The organism is Streptomyces sp. NPDC060027, from assembly GCF_042737005.1.
GTDB lineage: Bacteria > Actinomycetota > Actinomycetes > Streptomycetales > Streptomycetaceae > Streptomyces.
In genome coordinates this window covers 1-21,151 of record NZ_JBHWVI010000115.1, presented here as the reverse complement: position 1 = coordinate 21,151, position 21,151 = coordinate 1, and the positions used below count along the sequence as shown (strand labels likewise).

The following is a 21,151-nucleotide window of genomic DNA, read 5'->3' as shown; positions in this document are numbered from 1 at the left end:
TACTCCGCCCCAGCCCAAGGAGAGCTTCCATGGCTCACGCGTCCGCGCAGCTGATCGGCGACCGTTCCCACCAGTGCGACGCCACCGCCACCTACACCCACGACGGCGCCCGCGCCTACGTCCTGTGCGACGGCATCGGTTCCAGCGACGAGGTGCACGTCTGGACCATCACCGCCGCCCGCCGCATCGCCCAGGCCGCCGCGCGACGCGGCGACGCCGAGGCCGGTCTCCGCTCCGTGTACGACCGCTACGCCGCCGAACCCGAGCGCAGCGACCCGTACGCGGACCTGCCCAACGCGTGCGCGGCCGTTGCCGTCACCGTCCCCGGCAAGCCGCTGACCGTCGCATGGTGCGGCGACGTCCGCGCCTACACCCTCACCCCAGGCCGCACCCTCCAGTGCCTCACCGCCGACCACAACATGCGGCGCGTCTGCAATGGCAGCCGCAACGTGGTGACGTCCTACCTCGGAGCCACGGAGTCCGACGACGAGTGCAAGGGCCGGTACGGACACCCGGCGATCGAGTCCGCCACCGGCCCCGCGGAAGCGTGCCGCCTGCTGCTCGCCAGCGACGGCGCGTACGAGCCCCTGGAGGACTCCGCCCGCAACCTCGCCAAATACCTGGACGGAAACCCCGCGCGGGCCGCAACGGGTTTCGCCGCCGCCGCCATCGAGCACGCCGGTAGCTACGCCGACAACGCCACCGTCCTGGTCGCCGACCTCCCCGCAGCAGGCTCGCGGGAGTAAGTTCCAGCAGGTCAGGGGTGGTTTCACACAGAACCAACACACACTATTATTGATATAGTGAGAGGGGGCGACGCCCCCGCCCCACCCCCTCTCGCGCCCGAACCGACATCCCGCCCAGAGCGCGCCGCACGCGGCCAGGAGGACGACGATGCCCGACGGACGCCCGTTCTTCGTCATCGGACAGTGGTCCAGCCCCGACCTCACGGTCTGGCGCGTCCAGGAGGCGCCAGACGACCCGGCCCAGCGTGCTGCCGCCCACGAGGAACTCGGCATGGACGCCGAGGAGGCTTTCGGAGGCGTCGAAATCGTCTACGCCGCCAGCGCCGAGGACGCCGAGGCGACCGCGCGCCGCGAGGCAGCGGAGACGGCCGAGCGGATCAGCCGGGACCTGAAACGCCAGCGGGAGCAGGGCGGCAACGCAGCTCGCCGCCCCCGCAGGAAGGTCCCCCACCGCTACACGTAGTGCGCACCGCAGCCTCTAGCCGCGCCCCGACCTGCCGGACCGAAGGAGAACCACCCCGTGGCCACGTTCGCCCACATCACCCCCGAACGCTGCACCCAGCTGGAGAACGCCCTCACCGCCGCCGGCCTCTCCTGGTGCGACAACGGCAACCAGGACCGCCCCGAGCTGCTCACGTACACCGTCACCGCCCCCCAGGAGCGCCGCTGGACCATCGGCGCGGCCACCAGCAACCAGATCGTCCCGTCCCGGCCGGCGAGCCTGTGGCAGGCCGTGTGCACCGACCCGTTCGACCGCAGCCCCGCCATGTCGGCCCGCGCAGTCGCCGCGCACATCCGCGACTTTCCCACCTGAGCAGGACACGACAGCACCCACCGCCCCGTGAATCCTCCCAGCCATCCAAGCAAGAAAGTGAACACGCACTCATGTCAGTGGAGTTGGGCAACCAGAAGCAATTCGACGCCTTCGCCGACGCAGTCGCGCGGGAGCTGGGCACGCACTGCCGCACCGCCCCCGCTCTTGCCCACATGCTGTCGCGCGTCATCATCGACGACGAGGGGCGCGCCCTGAGTCTGCGCCAGCACGACTCCGACCAGCCCGCCCGCCTCAAGGTCTACGCAGCCCTGCCGGACGACTCCGAGATCCTGACTCCGCGGATCGGCGTTACGGCGAGCAGCGCCCGTCACGTCGCCAGGGAAATCACCCGCCGCCTCTACCCGATGCACGCCGAAGCCTCAAAGCTCGCCGCCGAACTCACCGCCCGGAAGGAAACCGAGGCCCGCGACCGCCACACCGTGGCCCAGGCCGTGGCCCACACCCTCCCCGGAGCGCGCATCGAGGAGAACTCCCGCACCACACGGGTGGTCTGGCAACGACCCTGCCCGCGAGACGACCACGACAGATTCGTTCAGCACGACAGCGTGTGCGTCTACGTCGGACCGTCGGGCGAAAGGGTCAGCGTCGAAGCGGACGCCCGCCCTCAGAGGATCGTCACCATGCTGGCCGCCTTCGCCGAGCAGTGAACCGCGGCCACCCCGCACCGCCGCACCCTTCACACAAGCCCGGTCTTTCCTGACCCTTCCGCCCTCCAGCCCAGGGAGTCGCCATGCCCGGAATCTCGCCGGTCATCGGCTGGAACAGCAACAAGGCCTACCAGTGCCCCCGTTGTCGTCACGACACGGTCGCCGACCCGTCCAAGTGGGAGGTGTACACCTGCTGCAACTGCGGCACGCTTCGCACGCTTCCCCCGCCTGCAGCGCTTCCTGCGCCACGCCGGCATCACCTGCGAGTGGTGCACGCAGCGGCACCCCGTTCCCGTGGACGGCAAGCCGTTCGGGTTCCTGCGCCACCGGCACAACGGCGCCGACATGTACGCGCAGGACCAGTTCGAGGCGTGACTGTACGACACGGACGAGTACCCCAACCACCGTGACCGGGTCCGGTACCTCACCACCCGCTCCAGCCGCGCCGACGCGATGGCCGAACTCGCTCACTGGCGCAGCTTCCTCGCCCGTGACGAGGACGACCTCAGCCCGGTGCTCGCCGTGGTCGCGGACGAGAGCTTCTACAAGTACGGGCCGGACATGACCGAGGAGCAGGAAGCCGGGTTCCGTGAGGGCACGCTGGAGGTCTACGGCGTCGGAGTCCTGCGCCCCTACGCTTCCCCGCACCGGCGCCGCGGGCAGTTCTACGTGGACGAGATGACGTTCACCTGGGGCACCGTCTGCCGCCGCCTCGACCGCACCGAGTCCGGTGCGCCGTGGACCGACGCCGAACCTGCCGAGGCGTGGGAGGCCTGCGACACTACTGCGAGGCTCAATTGCCGATCAGACCCGGAGCCGAGGCATGCGGAGAATCGACGGGCGGTGTTCGAAGCGGTGAACCGGCTTCTATGGCGAGCCCAGTGGTGAGGTCTCTGTAGTGGCTGTTGCGAGTGAGAAGGTGCTCGTGGCTGCCGGAGACTGCCGTCCCGTCCTCCGTGAGCAAGATGATGTGCCGGGCCCTGCGGACGGTGGGCAGTCGGTGGCTGGCGACGATAACGCAGCGGGTGGCCGCCAGGTCGTCCACGGCTCGGGTGACGAGGCGGTCACTGATGCTGTCCAAGTGGGAGTTCGGCTCGTCGAGGAGGAGGATGTCGCTGTCTGTGAGGAGGGCGCGTGCTACGGCCAGGCGCTGGCGTTGCCCGCCGGACAGGTCGTGGACGCGGCCCAGGGGCGTGTCGATGCCTTGAGGGAGACGCAACACTGTTTGGCGTAGCCCGACCGTCTCCAACGCGTTCAGCAGTTCCGCATCGCTGGGCGGTTTGGCGAGACCAAGTCGCAGGTTCTCGCGAATGGTGCCTTCGATAAGGGTTGACTGTTGGTCGACGTAGGTAACGCGTCGGCGCAGGTCTCCGAGGGGCCAGTTGCTGACGGACCTGCCCAGGACGCGGATTTCCCCGTGCTCGGCCTGTGCGAGGCGGTTGATCAGAGTGAGGACCGTGGACTTTCCCGTGCCTGAGGAACCGACAAGGGCGGTGAGCCCGGTCGCGGGGACGTGGAAGCTCGCATGGTCCAAGACAGGGTTGCCTTGCGGATGGCGAAAGGTGACACGGTGGAAAGTCACTGCATGTGCGTCGGGGCGGGGTAGGGGCAGGACGGGAGCTGCTGTCGTGTCTTGTTCCGCTTCCGTTGGGCGAGTGAGGAGGTGGTGGAAGCGGCCTCGTGCGGTTCGTCCCGCCTGTAGATGGCCGATGCCAAGGGCGATGACTGTCAGGGGCGAGGTGAGGTGCAGCAGGTAGAGAAAGAAGCCACTGAAGGCGGCCAGAGACAGCTGTCCGAGCGTGATCTGCTGCCCTGCTGCCAACGCGACGGCTAGGACGGCAATCTGCTGGCCCAAACTCACGACCGGGCCGATGAGGCACTGCAAACGGGAGGCGGGCAGACACGCCGAACGAACGGCGTCTGCGGCGTGTCCAAGTTTGTGTGCAGCCTCACTCTCGTAGCGGCAGGCCTTGACGGTGACGAGTGCGCCGAGATGGGAGGTGAGGCTCTGTGCGAGCTGTCCGAGCGCGCGCTGCTGGGCAACTGCGAGATGTTTCATCCGGGTCGTCATTGGGGCGATGCAAGCTCCGGTGAGCCCGAAGGCTCCGACGGCGACCAGGGTGAGGCTTGGGTCGATGACGACCATGGCGGTGAGCGTGGCCGCCGTGGCGACGAGCGCTACCGGAAGGTGGATGAAACCGGTTTCGATGAGCAGACGCAGGAGCACAGCGTCCGAGGTGACCTGGGCAGTGAGGCTGCCGGTGCCCTCGTCACGTACCGCACGCAGCGGAAGCCGCAGCAGATGCGCCATGGCCCGGCGGCGCAGACGCAGCACGGCGCGCTCGCCGACTCCCGCCAGTAACCATCCGCTCAGGGCCTGCAGTCCGGCTGCGCCGAGGACGGCGACGCTCATGCCCACGGCGGGAAGGGTGACTGGCTGGTGCCGGGTGAGAGCCTGCATCACGCCCATTGCCAGCCACGGCACCGCCAGACTGGCTGTGGCTGAAGTGAGGGACAGGACGGCTGCCAGGGCGAGCAGCAGTCGGTCGCCGCGCAGGAGGTCATGGCCGATGCGCAGTCCCGGAAACGCCCCGCAGCCCGGGGTCAGTGAACGGGCAGGCGGACGTGGACGGACGAACGGGAAGGTCATATCGCGGTGCCTCGTTTACGAAGACCGGGCGAGGCAGGAGCCGATCGGCCGCAGCCCGGAGCCCTGCTCATCGTGTCGCGGAACAGGAGGCGTGCTGCCGGTTCCGGGTCCGGCAGCGACAATTACCGATCGGGGACCCACGGCTACATCCGACGGTGGCAGGCTGCTCTCTGCTGGGTCCTGCCCACGGGCTGGAGCCGGAATGCCCACTCATACCGGCTGGGGGACATCGTCGGGTGTGAATTGCACTGCCGTGCCGTACAGGTCGAGCAATCCTTGGAAGGGCTGGGCGAGCAGGCCAGGCTTCCACAGTTCGACGGCCATCTCTCCGTGATAGAGCAGGGGCCAGCGCACGTAGGTCCGCGGGTCGGCCGGATCGTTGACGGCGTGTGAACGGCGAACGGTGTCGCGGGCAATCTCGACAGTCAGGTCGGTACCGCAGCCGAAGCCGTAGGGGAACTGCTCGCGGTCCGCATCGACGGTTTCGATCACCGTGTGGTCACTGGAGACGACGCCGACGTGGGCGTGAATGCCGGCCCGAATGAGAGGTACCTCGCGTTCTCCGTCGGGGTCCATCACCCAGGTACCTGACGGGTCCTTCGTGACGCGGACGGTGGGGCAGGCTTCCATCAGGGCGCAGATCTCCCATGTCTCTACTGATGGTTGCATCGGCAGCAGGCCGCTGGGGGCCAGGACGCGCAGGCGCTTGCCGTCGGTCAGGCGCGGCTCGACGGCCACGGTCTGCTCTCGTGTCAGGTTGCGCTTGTCGACGTCCCAGGAACCTGAGGCGCTGACCACCAGGCAGTCGAGATCGGGGTCGAAGGCGAACAGCATGCCTTCGCTGAAGCCCCGCATTCCCATGTAGACCTCGTACATGTCGGCCAGTTGTTCGGAGACGAAGTCGGACACCTTCACCGGCGCCGGCAGCAGTCCCAGCTCGCCCATCCGCCGTCCTGCATACGCCAGTTGCTCGGGCGCGGTGCTGGCCTGCCACGCCTTCGCGGTGATCGCATCGCGGACGGTGTCGTAGTCCTCAGCAACCTGCCGGGCGCACGCCGCGGTGACCAGCCGATCACGCATGCGGTCGGCGATGTCCGTGATCTCGGTGGGGTGACCGCCCTCCATGTTGCAGAACGTCACCTCCGCCACCCGCCCGGGAACATCCCCGCGGGACACGAACAGGACCTTGGCCGCGCCGAGTCGGCCCATGGCTGTGCGTGCGGTGGCGACGACCTCTGCGTGGGGCAGCACCGTGAGGCGTTCGGGTACCTCGACCACGGCCACGACATGACGGGGGTTGCGGCGCAGGCCGTGCTGGTGGCGCAGCATGGCACTGAGTGGCGGATAGGTGTCCGGGATCCTCTCACGCAGGGGCTGCGGTCCCTCCGGGATTTGCCCGCACATGAGCATCAGGTCGACGTCGCCATGGGAGCGGTCCAGGACGGTATGGCCCTGTACCTCGAAGGAGGCGACCAGATGGTCCAGGAAGGACCGAAGCGCCTGCTGTCCTGCCGGCACCTCGCCGATGACCTGGACTGTGCATGGACGCCACCAGCCGCAAGCGGTCACATCGGTTTGGACGTCGGGTACGGCGACCGGTGAACTGCTCATAGCCTACCTTCCGGGAACGTTGCGGCCGCCTCGAAAGAGGCCTTCGTCGGCTGGGTCGCAGCGCGCGAAAACGCGGCAGTGACACGTTTGTTGCCGTGGACGTGTGAGAAGCCGCATGTGGGGACGGGCTCAGGACGTCGGCGACCATACCGGTGGCCTCAAGGAACACCCGTCTACCGCTACCCAATCCGGGGATCGACGGGTGACCAGTTGACGCCAGTACGACGTTTTCGCACGTCAGCGCCCTGGAAGAGCCTCATACTTCACGCGCATGGGGGAATGGCAGAGCCGCCCCAGAGCGCCGGATCCGCCGAATTCACCTCGTATGCGCTCCAGATTTGTCTCTGGCGTTCACCCGCACGCCGCAACGCGTGCAAGGACTGTTCGTCACTCTCCCTAAGATCACGGCGTCCCCGGCGGCGGAAGCACTTTCCGCATGCCATCGCCTGCAAGGCGTCTATTGCTACCCACCCCTTTTTGCACATGGGAGAACTCCGTGATCGTGGCCCCCACGAACCCTGACAGGCCCGCCGTGGCAATCGTGGGCCTCTCGTGCCGACTGCCGGGCGGCATCGATGGACCGCAGGACCTGTGGGAGGCGCTGCGGGGGGGACGTGACCTGGTGGGCGAGGTCTCGCCGGACCGTTTCGACCCCAAGCGGTTCGTCGACACCGAGCGGCGCAGGAGCAACAAGAGCTACACGGCGGCGGGCGGATTCCTCCGGGACGTGACCGGTTTCGACAACGGCTACTTCCAGCGGGTCTCACCGCGCGAGGCAGCGCGCATGGATCCGCAGCACAGGTTGCTGCTGGAGATGGCAGTCGAGGCGCTAGACGACGCCGGCATCGACCAGGCCGCCACCGCCGGCTCTGACACGGCGGTGTTCGTCGGCATGTCCAGTCACGACTACGCCGACTTGCAATCCACCGGCGGTGATGCCCCCAACGCGTACTCGATGGCTGGGCTGGCGGCCACCAACGCCGCCAACCGCATCTCCCACCTGCTTGACTGGCACGGGCCGAGCATGACGGTGGATACCGCCTGCTCCTCAGCCCTGACCGCCCTGCACCAGGCGTGCGAGACGCTGCGCGCGGGCCGAGCGCGTACGGCTCTGGCGGGCGGAGTGAGCGTCCTGCTCAGTCCGTTCGGCTTCACCGGCTTCTCGGCCGCCTCCATGCTGTCGCCAACCGGCCGCTGCCGTGTCTTCTCGGCCGAAGCCGACGGCTACGTGCGTGCGGAGGGCGGCGGCGTCGTGGCCCTCAAACTCCTGTCCGATGCGCTCACCGACGGCGACCGCATTCACGGGGTGATCCTGGCGAGCGGCGTCAACAGCGACGGCAGCACCACCGGGCTGGCACTGCCCAGCGCCCAGGCGCAGGCAGCATTGCTGGAACAGGTCTACGCCCAGGCCGGCGTGAGCGCCGACGACCTGTCCTACTTGGAGGCCCACGGCACGGGAACACCGGTGGGCGACCCGATCGAGTGCGACGCCATCGGCCGCGCCCTGGGCACCCGCCGCACGATCGGGCCACTGCCCATCGGATCGGTCAAGAGCAACACCGGTCACCTTGAGGCCGCTTCCGGCATGGCCGGACTGATGAAGGCCCTGCTGGTCCTGCGTCACCGCCGCATCCCGCCGACCCTGCACGCGCATCCGCTCAGCCCTCACATCGACTTCAAGGGCTGGCAGCTCGATCCGTGCACCGAAGCCAGGTCCCTTGCCGGGCAGCGGCCCGTGGTCGGCGTCAACTCCTTCGGCTTCGGGGGCTCCAACGCGCACGTGGTCCTGGCCGCCGCGCCCGCAGTTCCCCTCAACGAAGCGAGCGAGCCCCCTAAGGGTGCGCTGCCGGTAGTGGTCTCGGCCCGCACCCCAGAGGCGCTGGAGGCCGCGGCCGCACGCATGGCCCAGCGGCTGCAGGAGGAGACCTCCGAGGGGTTCTACGACGTTGCATGGACGGCCGCATGTCGTCGTACCCTGCACCCCCACCGGGCCGTGGTCCTGGCTCCCGACGCCCGGCTGGCAGCCGAAGCACTGGAGGCCGTCGGCCAGGGGGCGCTGCCCCTGCCCGCCGCCACCGCCACAGGACAGGCGGTGACAGACGGCCGCGTGGTGTTCGCCTTCAGCGGCAACGGCTCACAGTGGGCCGGCATGGGGGCGGACCTGGTACGCGAGGAACCCGTGTTCAGGGCAGCGCTCGACCGGGTCGATGACGCGCTCCGGCCGCACCTGGGTTGGTCGGTGCGTGAGGAGATGACTGCGGCCGACCCCGCGCGCATCGAGGCCACCGAGATCGCCCAGCCGCTGCTGTTCGCCTTCCAGATCGCTCTGGTGGAACTGTTCAAGGCCCGCGGTATCCGTCCGGCCGCGGTCCTGGGCCACAGCGTCGGCGAGATCGCCGCCGCCCACATCGCCGGCGCTCTCGACCTGCCCGCTGCTGCCCGGGTGGTGGCCGAACGTAGCCGTGCTCAGGCAGCCACGCGCGGCCGAGGCCGCATGGCCGCAATCGGCCTGTCCGTGGAGGAGGCAACCAAGGAACTCGCCCCTTACGCCGGCACTTTGGAGATCGCCGCCGTCAACGGCGACCAGGACGTCACCATCTGCGGTCCCGAGGAACGCCTCCAAGCCCTGGGCGCCGACCTGGAGCTGCAAGCGGTCTTCTTCCGCATGCTGGAGCTGGACTACGCCTTCCACAGCCAAGCCATGGACCCCGTAAGGGACGGCCTGCTCGCGTCCCTGGAAGGGTTGCGCCCTGCCGCCACCGCTGTTCCGTTCGTCTCGACGGTCACCGGCACCGTTTGCCCGGGCGAGGAGCTCGGAGCCCACTACTGGTGGCGCAACGTCCGCGAGCCCGTGTCGTTCGGACCGGCCCTGCATACGTTGCTCAATGATGGATACGACATTTTCGTCGAGATCGGCCCTCACCCTGTCCTGCGCCCGTACCTGCGCAAGGCGGTCAAGGGCTTGGAACACCCTGTGCTGGTCACGGCTACCTGCGCTCGGGCCGTGCCGGGGCCCGCCGCTGTCGACACCGCGGCGGCCCATGCGCTGGCAGCCGGCGCCCGCATCCAGTGGGACGTCTTCTTCCCGCAGCCCGGACGCACGACCGACTTGCCGACCTATCCCTGGCAGCGCGAGCGGCAATGGCACGGTGACCCTCAGTGGTGGCTGCGCGTCGCCGGTGAGACCACCCCCGTGCAGCACCCCTTGCTGGGGGCACGCGTCCCCGTGCAGCAGCCCTGCTGGTCCAACCTGGTAGAGCCCACCCGGTTGCCGTGGCTGGCCGACCACCAGGTCGCAGGCTCCGCCGTCATGCCCGCCGCCGCCTATCTGGAGATGGCCCTCGCCGCAGGCGGGCTCGTCCACGACGCCCCCGTCGAGGTCAACCATCTCCTCATCACCCGTGCTCTCGATCTGCCCTGGGATGACGAGGCCGCCGACGTGCGCGTACAGGTCTCGCTCAGCGAAGGCGACCAGGCCCTGACGATTGCCGCGCGTACCGGCGACGACCTGCCGTGGCAGCCGTACGCCCGTGCCCGCGTGCGGCGTCTGCTGGCCGCCGCGCCGCCCTCCGTGGACCTCGCCGACCTGCGTGCGCGTCTGCACACCCGCATGGACGTCACCGAGCACTACGCCCGTGCCCGGCGCGCCGGCCTCGTGTACGGCCCTGCCTTCCAGGTTCTGACGGAGCTGCAGCTGCACGAGGGTGAAGCCCTCGCCTCCTACACACTGGGCGAAGCCGCCGACGGCTACCACGTCCACCCTGCGCTCCTGGACGGGGCGCTCCAGGCAGGCGGATGCCTGACCGGCGTCGACGGCGAGTATCTGCCGTTCCTGCCGGTCGCCGTCGAAGCCTTGCGCCTATGGCGCACTCCGCCGCAGAGCGGTCTGATCCACGTACGCCTGCGGGAGAGCAACCCCCAGGAAAAGTGCTGGGACATCACCCTGTGCGACGCCGACGGCCATGTCTGCCTCCAGCTCACCGGCTGCCGGCTGCGCCGCATGGGCAAGACCCCCACCGAACCCGTGCAGCACCTCATCAATGTGCTGCGCGCCGCTCCAGGGACCGCTGATCCGGCGCTGTCCGGCCTCCTACCCTCGCCCACCGCCTTGGTGCAGGCGTGTCTGCCCTACCGCGACCGTCTGGAGGAGACCTGGCGCGCGGAGGGGCACGAAGCCGGGCTGCAGCGTCTACACGAGTGCTGTTCGCGCCTGATCGCCGAGGCGTTCGCCCAGCTGCTGCCGGAAGGGCAGAGCGAGTTCGACACCGGTGATCTGGTGGCAGGCGGCATGCAGCCCCGCCACGCCCGCCTGGCCGAGCTTCTCGCCCATGCCACCCGCGGCCTGCTGCACCCGACCCAGCCGGCCGGAGAAGGTCGCCCGGCACGTTGGCGCCTTCCCGACACCGACGGCCCTCCGGCGCTGGAGCTGTTCCAGCAACTCGTACGCGACTTCCCCCAGCATGCGGTCGAGACATCCCTGTTCGGCCGGTGCTGCCTGCATCTGGCCGACGTCCTGCTCGGCAAGCGCGATCCGCTGACGCTGCTCTTCGACGAACCCGACCGGCATCTGATCGAGTACTTCTACAGCGACGCCGTCCAGCCCCGCTTCCACAATCAGCTGCTGCTCGCCCTGGTACGTGAACAGGTCCGCACCTGGCCCGATGAGCGGCCGCTGCGCATCCTGGAGGTCGGTGCCGGTACCGGCGGCAGCACGGCCCTGCTCCTGCCCCACCTGCCGCCCGAGCGCACCGCCTACACCTTCACCGACCTGTCCGCCGGCTTCTTCCCCTCCGCCAAGGCGCGCTTCGCCGACTTCGACTTCGTCGACTACCGCTGCCTGGACCTGAACCAGGACCCGGCCGAGCAGGGCTTCACCGCGGGCTCCTTCGACGTGGTGATCGCCACCAACGTCCTGCATGCCACCCGAGACCTGCGCGCGACGCTCGCCCGCATCACCCACCTCCTTGCCGACGGCGGACAACTCCTGGCTCACGAGACCCACGAACCCGGCCTGCTGGCCCCCTGCTTCGGCACCCTCGAGGGATTCTGGGACTTCACCGACGCCCCGTTGCGTCAGGACTCCCCTCTGCTGCCGGGACAGGCATGGGCACCACTGCTGCGCGAGTGCGGCTTCGACGAGGTCGCCCAACTCGGACATGACCAAGCCTTGCCGGAACTCGAGTACTCCGTGCTCTGCGCCCGCCGCGCACCCCGCTCCCCCGCCCTCCCCGCCCCCCTCATGCCGCCCGCCGACCCGGACGCGCGCTGGCTGCTGGCCGGAGAGAAGCCCGACGGCGACCTGCTGCGCGACCTCGTCGACGTTCTCGTCGAGGCGGGCACCGACGTCCGCGTCACCGGCCTGGACCAGACGCCTCAGCACTGGGCACAGGTCGCGGGGGAACAGCAGCCCCCGCACACGGTCCTGGTCTTCGACGCCCATCCCGGCGACAGCCCCGCCGAAATGTGCGACCAAGCCATCGCCCGACTCGGTGTGCTGCGAGACCTCGCCGAAACCGGCTCACACCTGCTGGCCGGGGCCGCAGCCAACCTGTGGATCGTCACCCGGCCCAGCGGCATCCACTCCGCCCCCGAACGGCCAGGCGCTCCTCAGGACGCAGCACTGTGGGGCGCTACCCGCTCCCTGGCGAACGAAATCCCCCAACTGACCATCCGGCGCATCTCCCTAGACGCCGGGGCCCGGCCCGCCGACGACGCGCGGCGCCTGGCGGCCGAACTGCTCCAACCCACCGACGAGGACGAGGTCGTCCTGACCCGCAGCGGCCGCTTCGTCCCGCGCACCGTCCCCCGGCCCGCCTCCACCACCGCACCCGAGGCCCCCGGCTCAACGCCCTTCACGCTGCGCCTGCACGACGCCGGCCTGCGCCCCCGGCTCACCTGGACCCCGGACCGGCCGCAGCAGCCCGCCGCCGACGAGGTCACCATCTCCGTCGCAGCGGCCGCACTCAATTACCGCGACGTCATGCTCGCCGTTGGCCTCCTGCCCCCGGGCGCGGAGACCCCTCTGCCGGACGGGCCGGCCCTGGGACTGGAATGCGCCGGTACGGTCACCGCAGTCGGCGCCGACGTCACCCACCTGGTACCGGGCGACCGCGTCTACGCGCTCGCGCCCCGCAGCCTCAGCTCCCACGTGACCGTCAACGCCCGCCTCGTGGGGACCATCCCCGACGGCATGACGTTCACCGAAGCCGCCACCCTGCCGGTGGTCTACTTCACCGTCCACCACGTGCTCGAGCGCCTCGCGCGTCTCCAGGCGGGCGAGACCGTCCTTGTCCACGGTGCCGCCGGCGGCATCGGCCTCGCCGCCCTCCAGCTCGCCCAAGCCCGCGGCGCCCACGTCATCGCCACCGCCGGCACTCCTGCCAAACGCGACCTGCTGCGCATGCTCGGGGTCCGCCATGTCCTGGACTCCCGCACCCTGGACTTCGCCGAGCACGTCCGCGACCTCACCGGCGGGCAGGGCGTCGACGTCGTCCTCAACTCCCTGGCGGGAGAGGCCATCAGCCGCACCCTGGAACTCCTGCGGCCGGGGGGACGCTTCCTGGAACTCGGCAAGCGCGACATCTACACCGCCACCCCATTGTCGCTGCGGCCCTTCAGCAACAACATCGCCTTCTTCGGCGTGGACGCGTACCAGCTCATCTCCGGCGGCCTGCCCCAGGCCGGGACCTGCTTCGACGAAACAGCCCAGCTCATCGCGGACGGAACCTACCGCCCCTTGCTGCACCTGGCCTACCCGGCCACCCGGATCAGCGAGGCACTGCGCGTCCTGCAACGCTCCCGCCACCTCGGCAAGGTCGTCATCACCTTCGAAGAGCAACCTCCCCTGGAGCGCATCCACCCGCCCCTGCAGCTCTCCCCGCACGCCACCTACCTGGTCACTGGCGGACTCAGCGGCCTCGGAGCAGCCCTCGCCCACCGTCTCGTCGACCACGGCGCACGCCACCTCGCTCTCCTCGGCCGCCGAGGCTCCGACACTCCCGACACCTCCCAGCTGATTCAGACGCTCGCCCAGCGCGGCGCCACCGCCACTGCCCACACGGCTGACGTCACCAGCGAAGAGGACCTGCGCCGGACACTCGCCCTCATCAACGCCGGCGCCTTCCCCCTGGGCGGGGTGATCCACGCCGCGATGGTCCTGGACGACGCACCGCTGGCCGAACTCACCGACGAACGTCTGCGCACCGCTCTGGAGCCCAAGCTGCTCGGCGCGGCCACCCTGGACGCGCTCACCCGCGAGGCCGACCTCCACCTGTTCGCGACCTGCTCGTCGGTCACCGCCTGGTTCGGCAACGCCTACCAGGCCAACTACACCGCCGCCAACGCCTACCTCGAAGCACTCACCCGCACCCGGCGCGCCGCCGGCCTGCCCGGCACGACGGTGGCCTGGGGCGCTGTCGGCGACATCGGCTACGCCGCACGCCACGGCATCACCGACATGCTCGCCCGCTTGGGCCTGGACAACCTCACCCCCGCCGAGGCCTGCACCGCCCTCACGGACGCCGTCGCCCAGGACACCGGCGTCACGGCCGCCGCCAGGATCGACTGGGCCCGCATCCGCAGCATGATGCCGGCCGTCCAGACCCCCCGCCTCGCCGGTCTCATCCCCCTCCACACCCCCCAGGACGACGGACCCGACCAGCTGCGCCACCGCCTCGCCACCGCCACCCCCGACGAAGCACTCGCTCTGGCGGCCGACGCCATCACCCAGGTATTGGCCGAGATCCTGCAGATCGACCCCGCCCGCCTCGACCGCGATCGCCGCCTGGACCAGCTCGGCCTGGACTCCCTGATGGCTGTCGAAGCCGTCGTCGCCGCACGCCGCCGCCTGGGCTGCGAACTGCCGACCCTGGAATTCCTCAACGCCCAAGGCATCACCGACCTGGCCCGCCGCGCCCTGATCCGCCTCGGCCACCAGACCCCCACCCTGCCGGCGCCGGCCGCGCCCAGTTCAACCGCGCCAGCTCTGACCGTGCCGGGCCCGGCCGGGCCCGCACTGAGCGCTCACACCCCCTGACCCCACCGACCCATACACCTGTAGTAGAGAGGCCGACCGTGATGTGCGAGCCGCCCCTGCACCCCGACCGCTCGCACATCCCGGGCTCCCTGGCCGCGCTCGCCCGGTGGGCAGTACGCCGCAACCGGCTCGTCCTGGCCGCCGCGGCACTCTTCGTCGTCCTCGCAGGTCTGCTGTCCGCCGGCGTCTCCGCACGCCTGAGCAGCGGCGGCTGGCTTGCCGAGAACACCCCGGCGGCGCAGGTACGCAACCGGTTGGCGCAGTCCCCCCACGGGGGTATGCCGCCCCTTTTGCTCCTCGTCCGCACCACCGGGTCCGTCGACGATCCGGCTGCGCGCACTGCCGGCACCCGACTTGCCGAGGTTCTGCGCCAGGTACCCGGCGTCACCGGCGTCGACTCGTACTGGACGGGCCCTCTCAGCCCGACCACCCCCGCTCGTACGCCACCGTCCCCGCCCGACCCACTGCTGCGCGCCACCGATGGGCACGCGGCCCTCGTCGCCCTGTGGCTCGATGCGACAGAGCACGTTCGGCACGACACCACGGAACGCGTCCTCGTCCACGCTGCCCGCCCACACAGACCCTTGGAGATCCAGGCAGCTGGCGAGGCCGTCGTCACCCGCGAGTTCCAACTGCACAGCGAGCAGGACCTGCTGCGTACGGAACTCCTGGCCATGCCCATCACCCTCGTACTGCTCCTCCTAATCTTCGGCAGCATGGCGACGGCGGTCTTGCCCCTTGCCGTCGGTGCCGTCGCCATCACCAGCACCACCGCGATCCTGCGCGCCCTGACCACCGCCACACCCGTCTCCACCTTCGCCCTCAGTCTCACCACAGCCGTCGGCCTCGCCCTGGCCGTGGACTACAGCCTTTTCCTCGTCGCCCGCTACCGCGAGGAGATCGCCGACGGCTGTCCGCACCCCGAGGCCGTGATCACCGCCGTCCGCACCGCCGGTCGCACCGTCGCCGCCTCCGCCGGCGTCGTCGCCGCCTCCCTGTTGGGGCTCCTGCTCTTCCCAATCCCGCTGATGCGCTCCCTTGGCATGGCCGGTATCAGTGTCGTCCTGCTGGCCGCCGCGGCGTCCCTGCTGATCGTCCCTGCGGCCCTCGCCTGCCTCGGCGAACGCCGGGCCGGGCGCGACTTCCTCGCTCGTCGCCGGCAGACCGCCCGGTCCGCGGCCCGCTGGCACAGCCTGGCGAGCGCCGTCATGCGCCACCCGCTTGCCGTCCTCACGCTCACCGCAGCCCTGCTGGTCCTGCTCGCGCTGCCCTTCCGCGACGTGAACCTCGGCCTGAGCGACGAGCGGGTGCTGCCCGCCGGCTCACCCGTCGTCACCGCCACGGAGCACCTGCGCACTGGCTTCCCACAGGTAGGCACTGAGGTTGACGTCGTCCTGCCCGGCTGGCGCCCCGCAAGTTCCGACGATGCTGATCGCCTCGACGCCTACGCCCGGCGCCTTTCCGAGCTGCCCGGCGTCCAGGGGTTGCGTACCGCGACCGGCACCTACCTGGACGGCAAGTCTGTCGGCACCCGCTGCGATCCCACCGCTGAACTAGCTGCGTCCCGACCGTGCTCCGGGGTACGGCGGTTCACCCTCCCCACCGGGACTTGGCTGGCCCTCAACTCCGCCCCTCGGCCCTACAGTGCCGCAGCTGCCCACCTCCTGCACACCATCCGTACGCAGCCAGCCCCCGTACCTGCCCTCACCGGCGGCGCCACGGCAGAACTTCTCGACACCCGTGACGTCACTTTTCAGTGGCTTCCCGCAGCTCTGGCTGTTGTCGTTGTCGCAACCTTGGCGTTGCTGCTCGTCTTCACCCGAAGTCTCTTCCTGCCTTTCAAGGCCCTGGTGATCAATTTCCTTAGCCTCACGGCGACCTTCGGCGCGATGGTCTACGTCTTTCAGCAAGGTCATCTTCGCCACTTGGTCGGTGCCTTTACCGTGACCGGCACCACTGACCTCGCGCTGCCGTTCATCGCGTTCTTCCTCGCGTTCGGCCTGTCGATGGACTACGAAATCCTGCTCCTGGCCCGCGTCAGCGAGGCGTACAACCGGTCCCGCGATACCGCCCGAGCGACAGCCGAGGGGCTGCAGGCCGCTGCGCCTCTGTTCACCGCCTCCGCCGCCGTCGTCCTCGTCGTCCTGCTGGCACTCGCGGCAACAGACGTGACCGACATGAAGATCATCGCTGTCACAGTGGCCCTGTCCGTCCTCTTGGACGCGGTGGTGATCCGCCCCCTGATGGTGCCGGCCGTCATCAAGCTGGCGGGAGCTGCCAACTGGTGGCTGCCGTCTCCCCTGCGGCGCCGTCTTCCCCTGCCGTCGGCCCCCAAGCCTCTTGGGCACGACACCGTCGAAACCACCGCCTCCAAGCCCGCAACCGACGCACCCCTGGCCACCTGACCAGGCGCGGACGAGCCCCGAAAGGGTCCCATGCTCCGCTATGACCTCACTGGACGCACCGTCGCCATCACCGGCTCCACCGGCGGACTCGGCTCTGCAGTCGCCCAGGCGTTGCGGCGCCGAGGTGCGCACCTCGCCCTCCTCGACCTCGACGGGACCGCTGTCGCCGCCCAGGCCGACGCGCTCGGCGGTTCCCGCGTCGCCTGGGCAGCGCAGGCGGACGTGACCGATCTCGACAGCGTCCGGTCGGCGATCGACCGCGCCGCCAGTCACTTCGGTCGCATCGACGTCGTCATCGCCAACGCCGGCGTGAGCACCGTTGCCCCGATGGCCACCCTCAACCCCGACGCTTTCAAACGCGTCGTTGACGTCAACCTGACCGGAGTCTGGCGGACCTTCAAAGCCGCCTTGCCGCACGTCGAGCGTCAACGCGGCTACCTGCTGGCCACCTCCTCCATGGCGGCCTTCGTGCACTCCCCGCTCCAGGCCCCCTACACGGCCAGCAAGGCCGGAGTCTGGGCGATGTGCAACAGCATCCGTCTGGAAGTGCGGCACCTCGGCGTTGGCGTCGGCACCCTGCACCCGACCTTCCTCAAAACGCCGATGATGGACGCGATCCACGCGGATCCGGCAGGTCGGCGCCTGTGGGGCGCAAACGAACGGGGTCTGTGGCGGATGGCGCCGGTCGACACGGCCGTGCGCAGCATCGTGTCGGGCATCGAACGCCGGGCGCAGACGATCACCGCGCACCGCGCCCACGCGCTTGTCGCGGCAGCCCCCGGTTTCTTCCGGCCGTTCGTCGACCGCGTCGGGTTCACGACCAGGACCATCACCGAGGCCAGCGCTGCCTCCTCACCCAGCGGCGGCTCCGCCCACATCCTCAACCGTGAGTTGTGAACCTGAGTAACGAATGCTGGATTTGAGGTAGTCGAAGGCATAGACCGTCCGGCTGTCTGAACGGCGAACCCGCGCGTAGGGCCCCGTAGAGCCTTAATCGACGCGCGGGTTGCAGCGCGAACAGGTACAGGAATCGCGAACTCGTTTGCTTCCTCCCGGACGGCGCAGAAAATCCGCCGCCAGGAGCAGGGCTGCCGGTACGGCCAAGAGCAGCTCATCGCGCTCGGAGCTCCGCGGCCGCGACCCGGCGCCGACCCGGCCGTCTGGCTGCGCGAGGCCCTGGCCGCGGTCGGCGCCTGCAACGTCCGTCACCACGGCTCCCACCGCTGGGTGTTCCGGCTCGGCCGACCCGCCGCGAACGCGAGGAGATCCGGCTCGGTCTGCCGGACCAGCAACCCCACCCCCAGCGGCCCGACCTCGAGCCCCCCTCCTGAACCTCGTGTGCCGGAGCACTCGCGCTGTCCGGCAGCGCGAGCACTCCCCTCTCACCGCCCACACCGTCCCTCACCGCCCACACCGTCCTGTTGGAGTCGTCATGCCCGCACGCACCACCCACCGCCCTTCCCACGCACCTGATCTGGCTTCATACGACCTGCTCGCCCCGCAGCTGTCTGGCGGGAAGGACTCGGCGGTCATGATGGCCGTGTTCATGGACGCCGTACGCAGTGCCGGCGCCGACGACCGGGTCATCTCCTACCACTCCAGCCTCGGCGTCCTGGAATGGCCCGCCGTGGTCTTTGACGGCGTCCGCTACCCGGGGGTGTCCGAACTCGCCGCCCTGCAAAGCGCCGCGTTCGGCGTCCCGGCCGACCGGCACGTCAAGGTCACCCGCACCCTCCCCGCCCCCGACGGCACCCGGATGCCGCACAGCCTGCTCACCGAGAACGCCGCCTACGGCCGCTTCCCCCGCATGGGCAGCGCCAAGGAGAGCGTCGTCTCCGCCGCCTGGACGCCGATGGTCACCCGGCTGAAGCGCGAGCTCGGCCGCCCGGTGCGGATCCTGAAGGTCCTGGGCCTGCGCAGCGACGAGGGTGCCGACCGAAAGAAGCGGCCCGTCTTCCGCAACGTCCAGACCAACAGCGCCCGCGTGGTCGATGAGTGGCTGCCCATCGAGGAATGGTCCACCGAGGCGGTCAAGGAATGGCACACCAGCTCGCCGGTGCCGTACTGCTGGACCTACGACTCCGTCCCCGGCGCCGGCGACTGGGCAGGCACCTCACGCTGCTCCTGCTCCCTGTGCGTCTACGCGTCCCGGCGCGACACGTCGCTCTCCGCCGGGCGGCGGCCGCGGCTGGCCGACCTGATCGCCGAGGTCGAGCAGGTGCGGGGCGACAGCTTCCGTGCCGACGGGCGTATCACTGACCTCATCCGGCACTCAAGGACCTGCGGATCACCCGACCCTGGCATCATCTGCCTGGACGACGGACCCGAGTTCACCGCGCTCCAGATACAGGTCCGCGCGGCACTGCAGCTGGAGCCCCGCAAACTGCCCGACCTGGCCCGCGACCGCGGCCGCGCCCTGTGCAACGGCTGTGCCGCCCAGCATTAGAGGTCCCCGCCTGCACGAGTGCTGGCCGAGCACGTCGCCGCCCTACTGGGAGCAGTTACCGGTGCCGCGACGGCGGGGATCGAGTGCGAGTCCCAGGGCATCGGCGCAGCTACCGCCGACGGCCCAAGAGTGGCGGATGCCGCGATTGCCAGGAGAGCAGCAGTGAGAGCACGCCTGGACATACGCACCGGAACTACACGAATGATCTCGGCGGTTCGGCTTCCTGCATACAGCTGGACGCCAGTCCAGTCTCATCGTCCAGACCGCCGGCGCCTATCACTTCTACGCAGTCGAAGCGTTCCGAGACATCTGCGATCTGCGGGTGCTCCCCCATGGCCGCCTCGTCCAGAGTCCGGCGCATCCCACTGATCAATCCCGAAAGGCATACTGGCCATGATGACGACCACCCAGCGCCTCCTCGACCTCGCCGCAACTGCACCCGCCAGCCATGACGAGGATCTGGTGCTCCAGTTCCTGACCGAAGCGAGCGAGTTGTACCAGCAAGGCTTCGAAGACCTGCGCAGAGCCGTGGCCGCCCGTGTGGCGGGAATGTCGCCCGAGGTCCTGGTAGCGACCGTGAACGCGGCCGGTCTGCCGTGCGACGCATCGCAGGGCCACGGCGAGCTGGTCTCGCTGCTCGCCGTCACCGAGTGGCAGATGACTCCAGCGGCTCTGGCCTACGCCGAGATGGCCGAGGACGCCGCCCGCCGCGGAGTGTGCCTCATCCCCGAGGGATGAAGGCGGTCGCCTCGGCCCGGAATATCTGGGCAGCGCGGTAGACCTGCACCCGGATCTTCTGCCATTATCTGAGTTGTGAGCCGGGCAAGCCGGCGCGCTTTCCGACTGGACGGACGGTTCCGCCATGACCTCGCAACGCAAGCCTCGCCTGGCTGACGCTGCCGAGATCGCGGCTGAACAGGGTCTGACCTCCGCGCGGGTCACCCATCTCTACAACACGCGCGACGAGAGCGGGTTCCCGGAGATCGTCGGCATGCGCCGACGCGCGCGACTGTGGGACCACGCCGAAGTCACCAAGTGGTTCGCACAGCGGTCCCTGGCGAGACTCGGCGATCACACACCGCCCTCCCGGGACCCGGAGGACCTGCTCAACGGCACGGCTGCCTCGAAGTTCCTGGGCTACAAGAACCCCAACCAGGTCAACAACTACGTCCGCGACCACCCCGGGTACTTCCCCGACCCGGACGTCGTCGAGGAGATGGGAACCCCGGAGCGCCCCTACCGCAAGCAGCTGTGGCGGGTGCAGACCCTGCTCGACTGGAAGGCCACCCGGCCCGGGAGCGGCCGGTACCCGACCAGCGAACGGCCGGCCCAGGCACTTCCCGCCGTGCCGGTCGACGGTGATCCCGACGAGCTCCTGGGCGCGACCCAGGCTGCGGCGCTGCTCGGTTACAAGAGCGTCGGCTCCTTCTCCAGCAGCCTCGCTCAGGGCAATCTCCCCCTGATGCAAACACCTGACGCCCTCACGGAGAAGGGCGGGCGCCGGCGATGGACGCGCAAGCGGATCCTCGAGCAGGCCGAAAGGCGTAGGCAGAAGAAGTAGAACGCGGTGGTGCGACCTTGTCCCACCACCCTCTGAACGCGACACCCGGTTACGGGTCGTTGGTCCCTTGCGGGCCGGGTGTCGCAGCGATGGCCGGCATGGCGTGGCTCGCCACCTCGCCTCGGGGGGGGGGGCCCCCCCCCCCCCCCCCGCCCCCCCCCCAGGGGGCCCCCCCCCCCCCCCCCCCGGGGGCCCCCAAAGTAGAGCCGCGGCCA

Annotated in this window: 14 protein-coding genes; 12 read left to right on the top strand and 2 right to left on the bottom strand. The window is 69.7% G+C overall.

The window, feature by feature from the left end:
• Positions 1-29: 29 nt before the first annotated feature.
• The 5 genes from ACFWBT_RS25730 to ACFWBT_RS25710 all read left to right on the top strand — a co-directional run bounded on the left by ACFWBT_RS25730 (position 30) and on the right by ACFWBT_RS25710 (position 3,116).
• On the top strand, positions 30-746 hold the full coding sequence (locus ACFWBT_RS25730; RefSeq protein WP_385704468.1) for a PP2C family protein-serine/threonine phosphatase: 717 nt from the start codon (positions 30-32) through the stop codon (positions 744-746).
• Positions 747-894: 148 nt separating this feature from the next.
• Complete coding sequence (locus tag ACFWBT_RS25725) at positions 895-1,209, top strand: hypothetical protein (protein ID WP_385704465.1); 315 nt, start codon at positions 895-897, stop codon at positions 1,207-1,209.
• A 57-nt stretch (positions 1,210-1,266) separates the two neighbouring features.
• Positions 1,267-1,560, top strand: a complete 294-nt coding sequence (locus ACFWBT_RS25720) for a hypothetical protein (RefSeq protein ID WP_385704462.1) — start codon at positions 1,267-1,269, stop codon at positions 1,558-1,560.
• 71 nt (positions 1,561-1,631) lie between these two features.
• Positions 1,632-2,228 (top strand): hypothetical protein, encoded by a 597-nt coding sequence (locus ACFWBT_RS25715; protein WP_385704458.1) that lies wholly within the window; start codon positions 1,632-1,634, stop codon positions 2,226-2,228.
• A gap of 453 nt (positions 2,229-2,681) precedes the next feature.
• Positions 2,682-3,116 carry a hypothetical protein gene (locus tag ACFWBT_RS25710; protein WP_385704457.1) on the top strand — a complete coding sequence of 145 codons (435 nt, stop codon included), beginning with the start codon at positions 2,682-2,684 and terminating at the stop codon, positions 3,114-3,116.
• Here ACFWBT_RS25710 and ACFWBT_RS25705 read toward each other — a convergent pair.
• Both ACFWBT_RS25705 and ACFWBT_RS25700 read right to left on the bottom strand, forming a co-directional pair.
• Positions 3,022-4,878 carry an ABC transporter ATP-binding protein gene (locus ACFWBT_RS25705; RefSeq protein WP_385704454.1) on the bottom strand — a complete coding sequence of 619 codons (1,857 nt, stop codon included), beginning with the start codon at positions 4,876-4,878 and terminating at the stop codon, positions 3,022-3,024. The two genes, ACFWBT_RS25710 and ACFWBT_RS25705, sit on opposite strands and share 95 nt — an antisense overlap.
• A gap of 210 nt (positions 4,879-5,088) precedes the next feature.
• On the bottom strand, positions 5,089-6,162 hold the full coding sequence (locus ACFWBT_RS25700; RefSeq protein ID WP_385704452.1) for a hypothetical protein: 1,074 nt from the start codon (positions 6,160-6,162) through the stop codon (positions 5,089-5,091).
• Positions 6,163-6,270: 108 nt separating this feature from the next.
• On the opposite strand from ACFWBT_RS25700, the gene ACFWBT_RS25695 reads away from it, so the two are divergent.
• The 7 genes from ACFWBT_RS25695 to ACFWBT_RS25665 all read left to right on the top strand — a co-directional run bounded on the left by ACFWBT_RS25695 (position 6,271) and on the right by ACFWBT_RS25665 (position 20,936).
• Positions 6,271-6,480 carry a hypothetical protein gene (locus tag ACFWBT_RS25695; protein ID WP_385704449.1) on the top strand — a complete coding sequence of 70 codons (210 nt, stop codon included), beginning with the start codon at positions 6,271-6,273 and terminating at the stop codon, positions 6,478-6,480.
• A gap of 541 nt (positions 6,481-7,021) precedes the next feature.
• Positions 7,022-14,524: an SDR family NAD(P)-dependent oxidoreductase gene (locus ACFWBT_RS25690; RefSeq protein ID WP_385704448.1), complete on the top strand. Its 7,503-nt coding sequence runs from the start codon at positions 7,022-7,024 to the stop codon at positions 14,522-14,524.
• Between the two features lie 41 nt (positions 14,525-14,565).
• Positions 14,566-16,929: an MMPL family transporter gene (locus tag ACFWBT_RS25685; RefSeq protein ID WP_385704445.1), complete on the top strand. Its 2,364-nt coding sequence runs from the start codon at positions 14,566-14,568 to the stop codon at positions 16,927-16,929.
• Positions 16,930-16,959: 30 nt separating this feature from the next.
• Positions 16,960-17,826 (top strand): SDR family NAD(P)-dependent oxidoreductase, encoded by an 867-nt coding sequence (locus ACFWBT_RS25680; protein ID WP_385704441.1) that lies wholly within the window; start codon positions 16,960-16,962, stop codon positions 17,824-17,826.
• A gap of 535 nt (positions 17,827-18,361) precedes the next feature.
• Positions 18,362-19,375: a phosphoadenosine phosphosulfate reductase gene (locus ACFWBT_RS25675; protein ID WP_385704439.1), complete on the top strand. Its 1,014-nt coding sequence runs from the start codon at positions 18,362-18,364 to the stop codon at positions 19,373-19,375.
• 396 nt (positions 19,376-19,771) lie between these two features.
• Positions 19,772-20,113 (top strand): hypothetical protein, encoded by a 342-nt coding sequence (locus tag ACFWBT_RS25670; RefSeq protein WP_385704436.1) that lies wholly within the window; start codon positions 19,772-19,774, stop codon positions 20,111-20,113.
• A 124-nt stretch (positions 20,114-20,237) separates the two neighbouring features.
• A complete protein-coding gene (locus ACFWBT_RS25665; protein ID WP_385704434.1) occupies positions 20,238-20,936 on the top strand; it encodes a hypothetical protein in 699 nt (232 codons plus the stop codon).
• Positions 20,937-21,151 lie beyond the last annotated feature (215 nt).

Coding starts and splice junctions, on each gene's coding strand:
- ACFWBT_RS25705 (WP_385704454.1), bottom strand. CDS start 4,878: ATGACCTTCCCGTTCGTCCGTCCACGTCCGCCTGCCCGTTCACTGACC.
- ACFWBT_RS25730 (WP_385704468.1), top strand. CDS start 30: ATGGCTCACGCGTCCGCGCAGCTGATCGGCGACCGTTCCCACCAGTGC.
- ACFWBT_RS25665 (WP_385704434.1), top strand. CDS start 20,238: ATGACCTCGCAACGCAAGCCTCGCCTGGCTGACGCTGCCGAGATCGCG.
- ACFWBT_RS25670 (WP_385704436.1), top strand. CDS start 19,772: ATGACGACCACCCAGCGCCTCCTCGACCTCGCCGCAACTGCACCCGCC.
- ACFWBT_RS25685 (WP_385704445.1), top strand. CDS start 14,566: ATGTGCGAGCCGCCCCTGCACCCCGACCGCTCGCACATCCCGGGCTCC.
- ACFWBT_RS25710 (WP_385704457.1), top strand. CDS start 2,682: ATGGCCGAACTCGCTCACTGGCGCAGCTTCCTCGCCCGTGACGAGGAC.
- ACFWBT_RS25725 (WP_385704465.1), top strand. CDS start 895: ATGCCCGACGGACGCCCGTTCTTCGTCATCGGACAGTGGTCCAGCCCC.
- ACFWBT_RS25680 (WP_385704441.1), top strand. CDS start 16,960: ATGCTCCGCTATGACCTCACTGGACGCACCGTCGCCATCACCGGCTCC.
- ACFWBT_RS25675 (WP_385704439.1), top strand. CDS start 18,362: ATGCCCGCACGCACCACCCACCGCCCTTCCCACGCACCTGATCTGGCT.
- ACFWBT_RS25715 (WP_385704458.1), top strand. CDS start 1,632: ATGTCAGTGGAGTTGGGCAACCAGAAGCAATTCGACGCCTTCGCCGAC.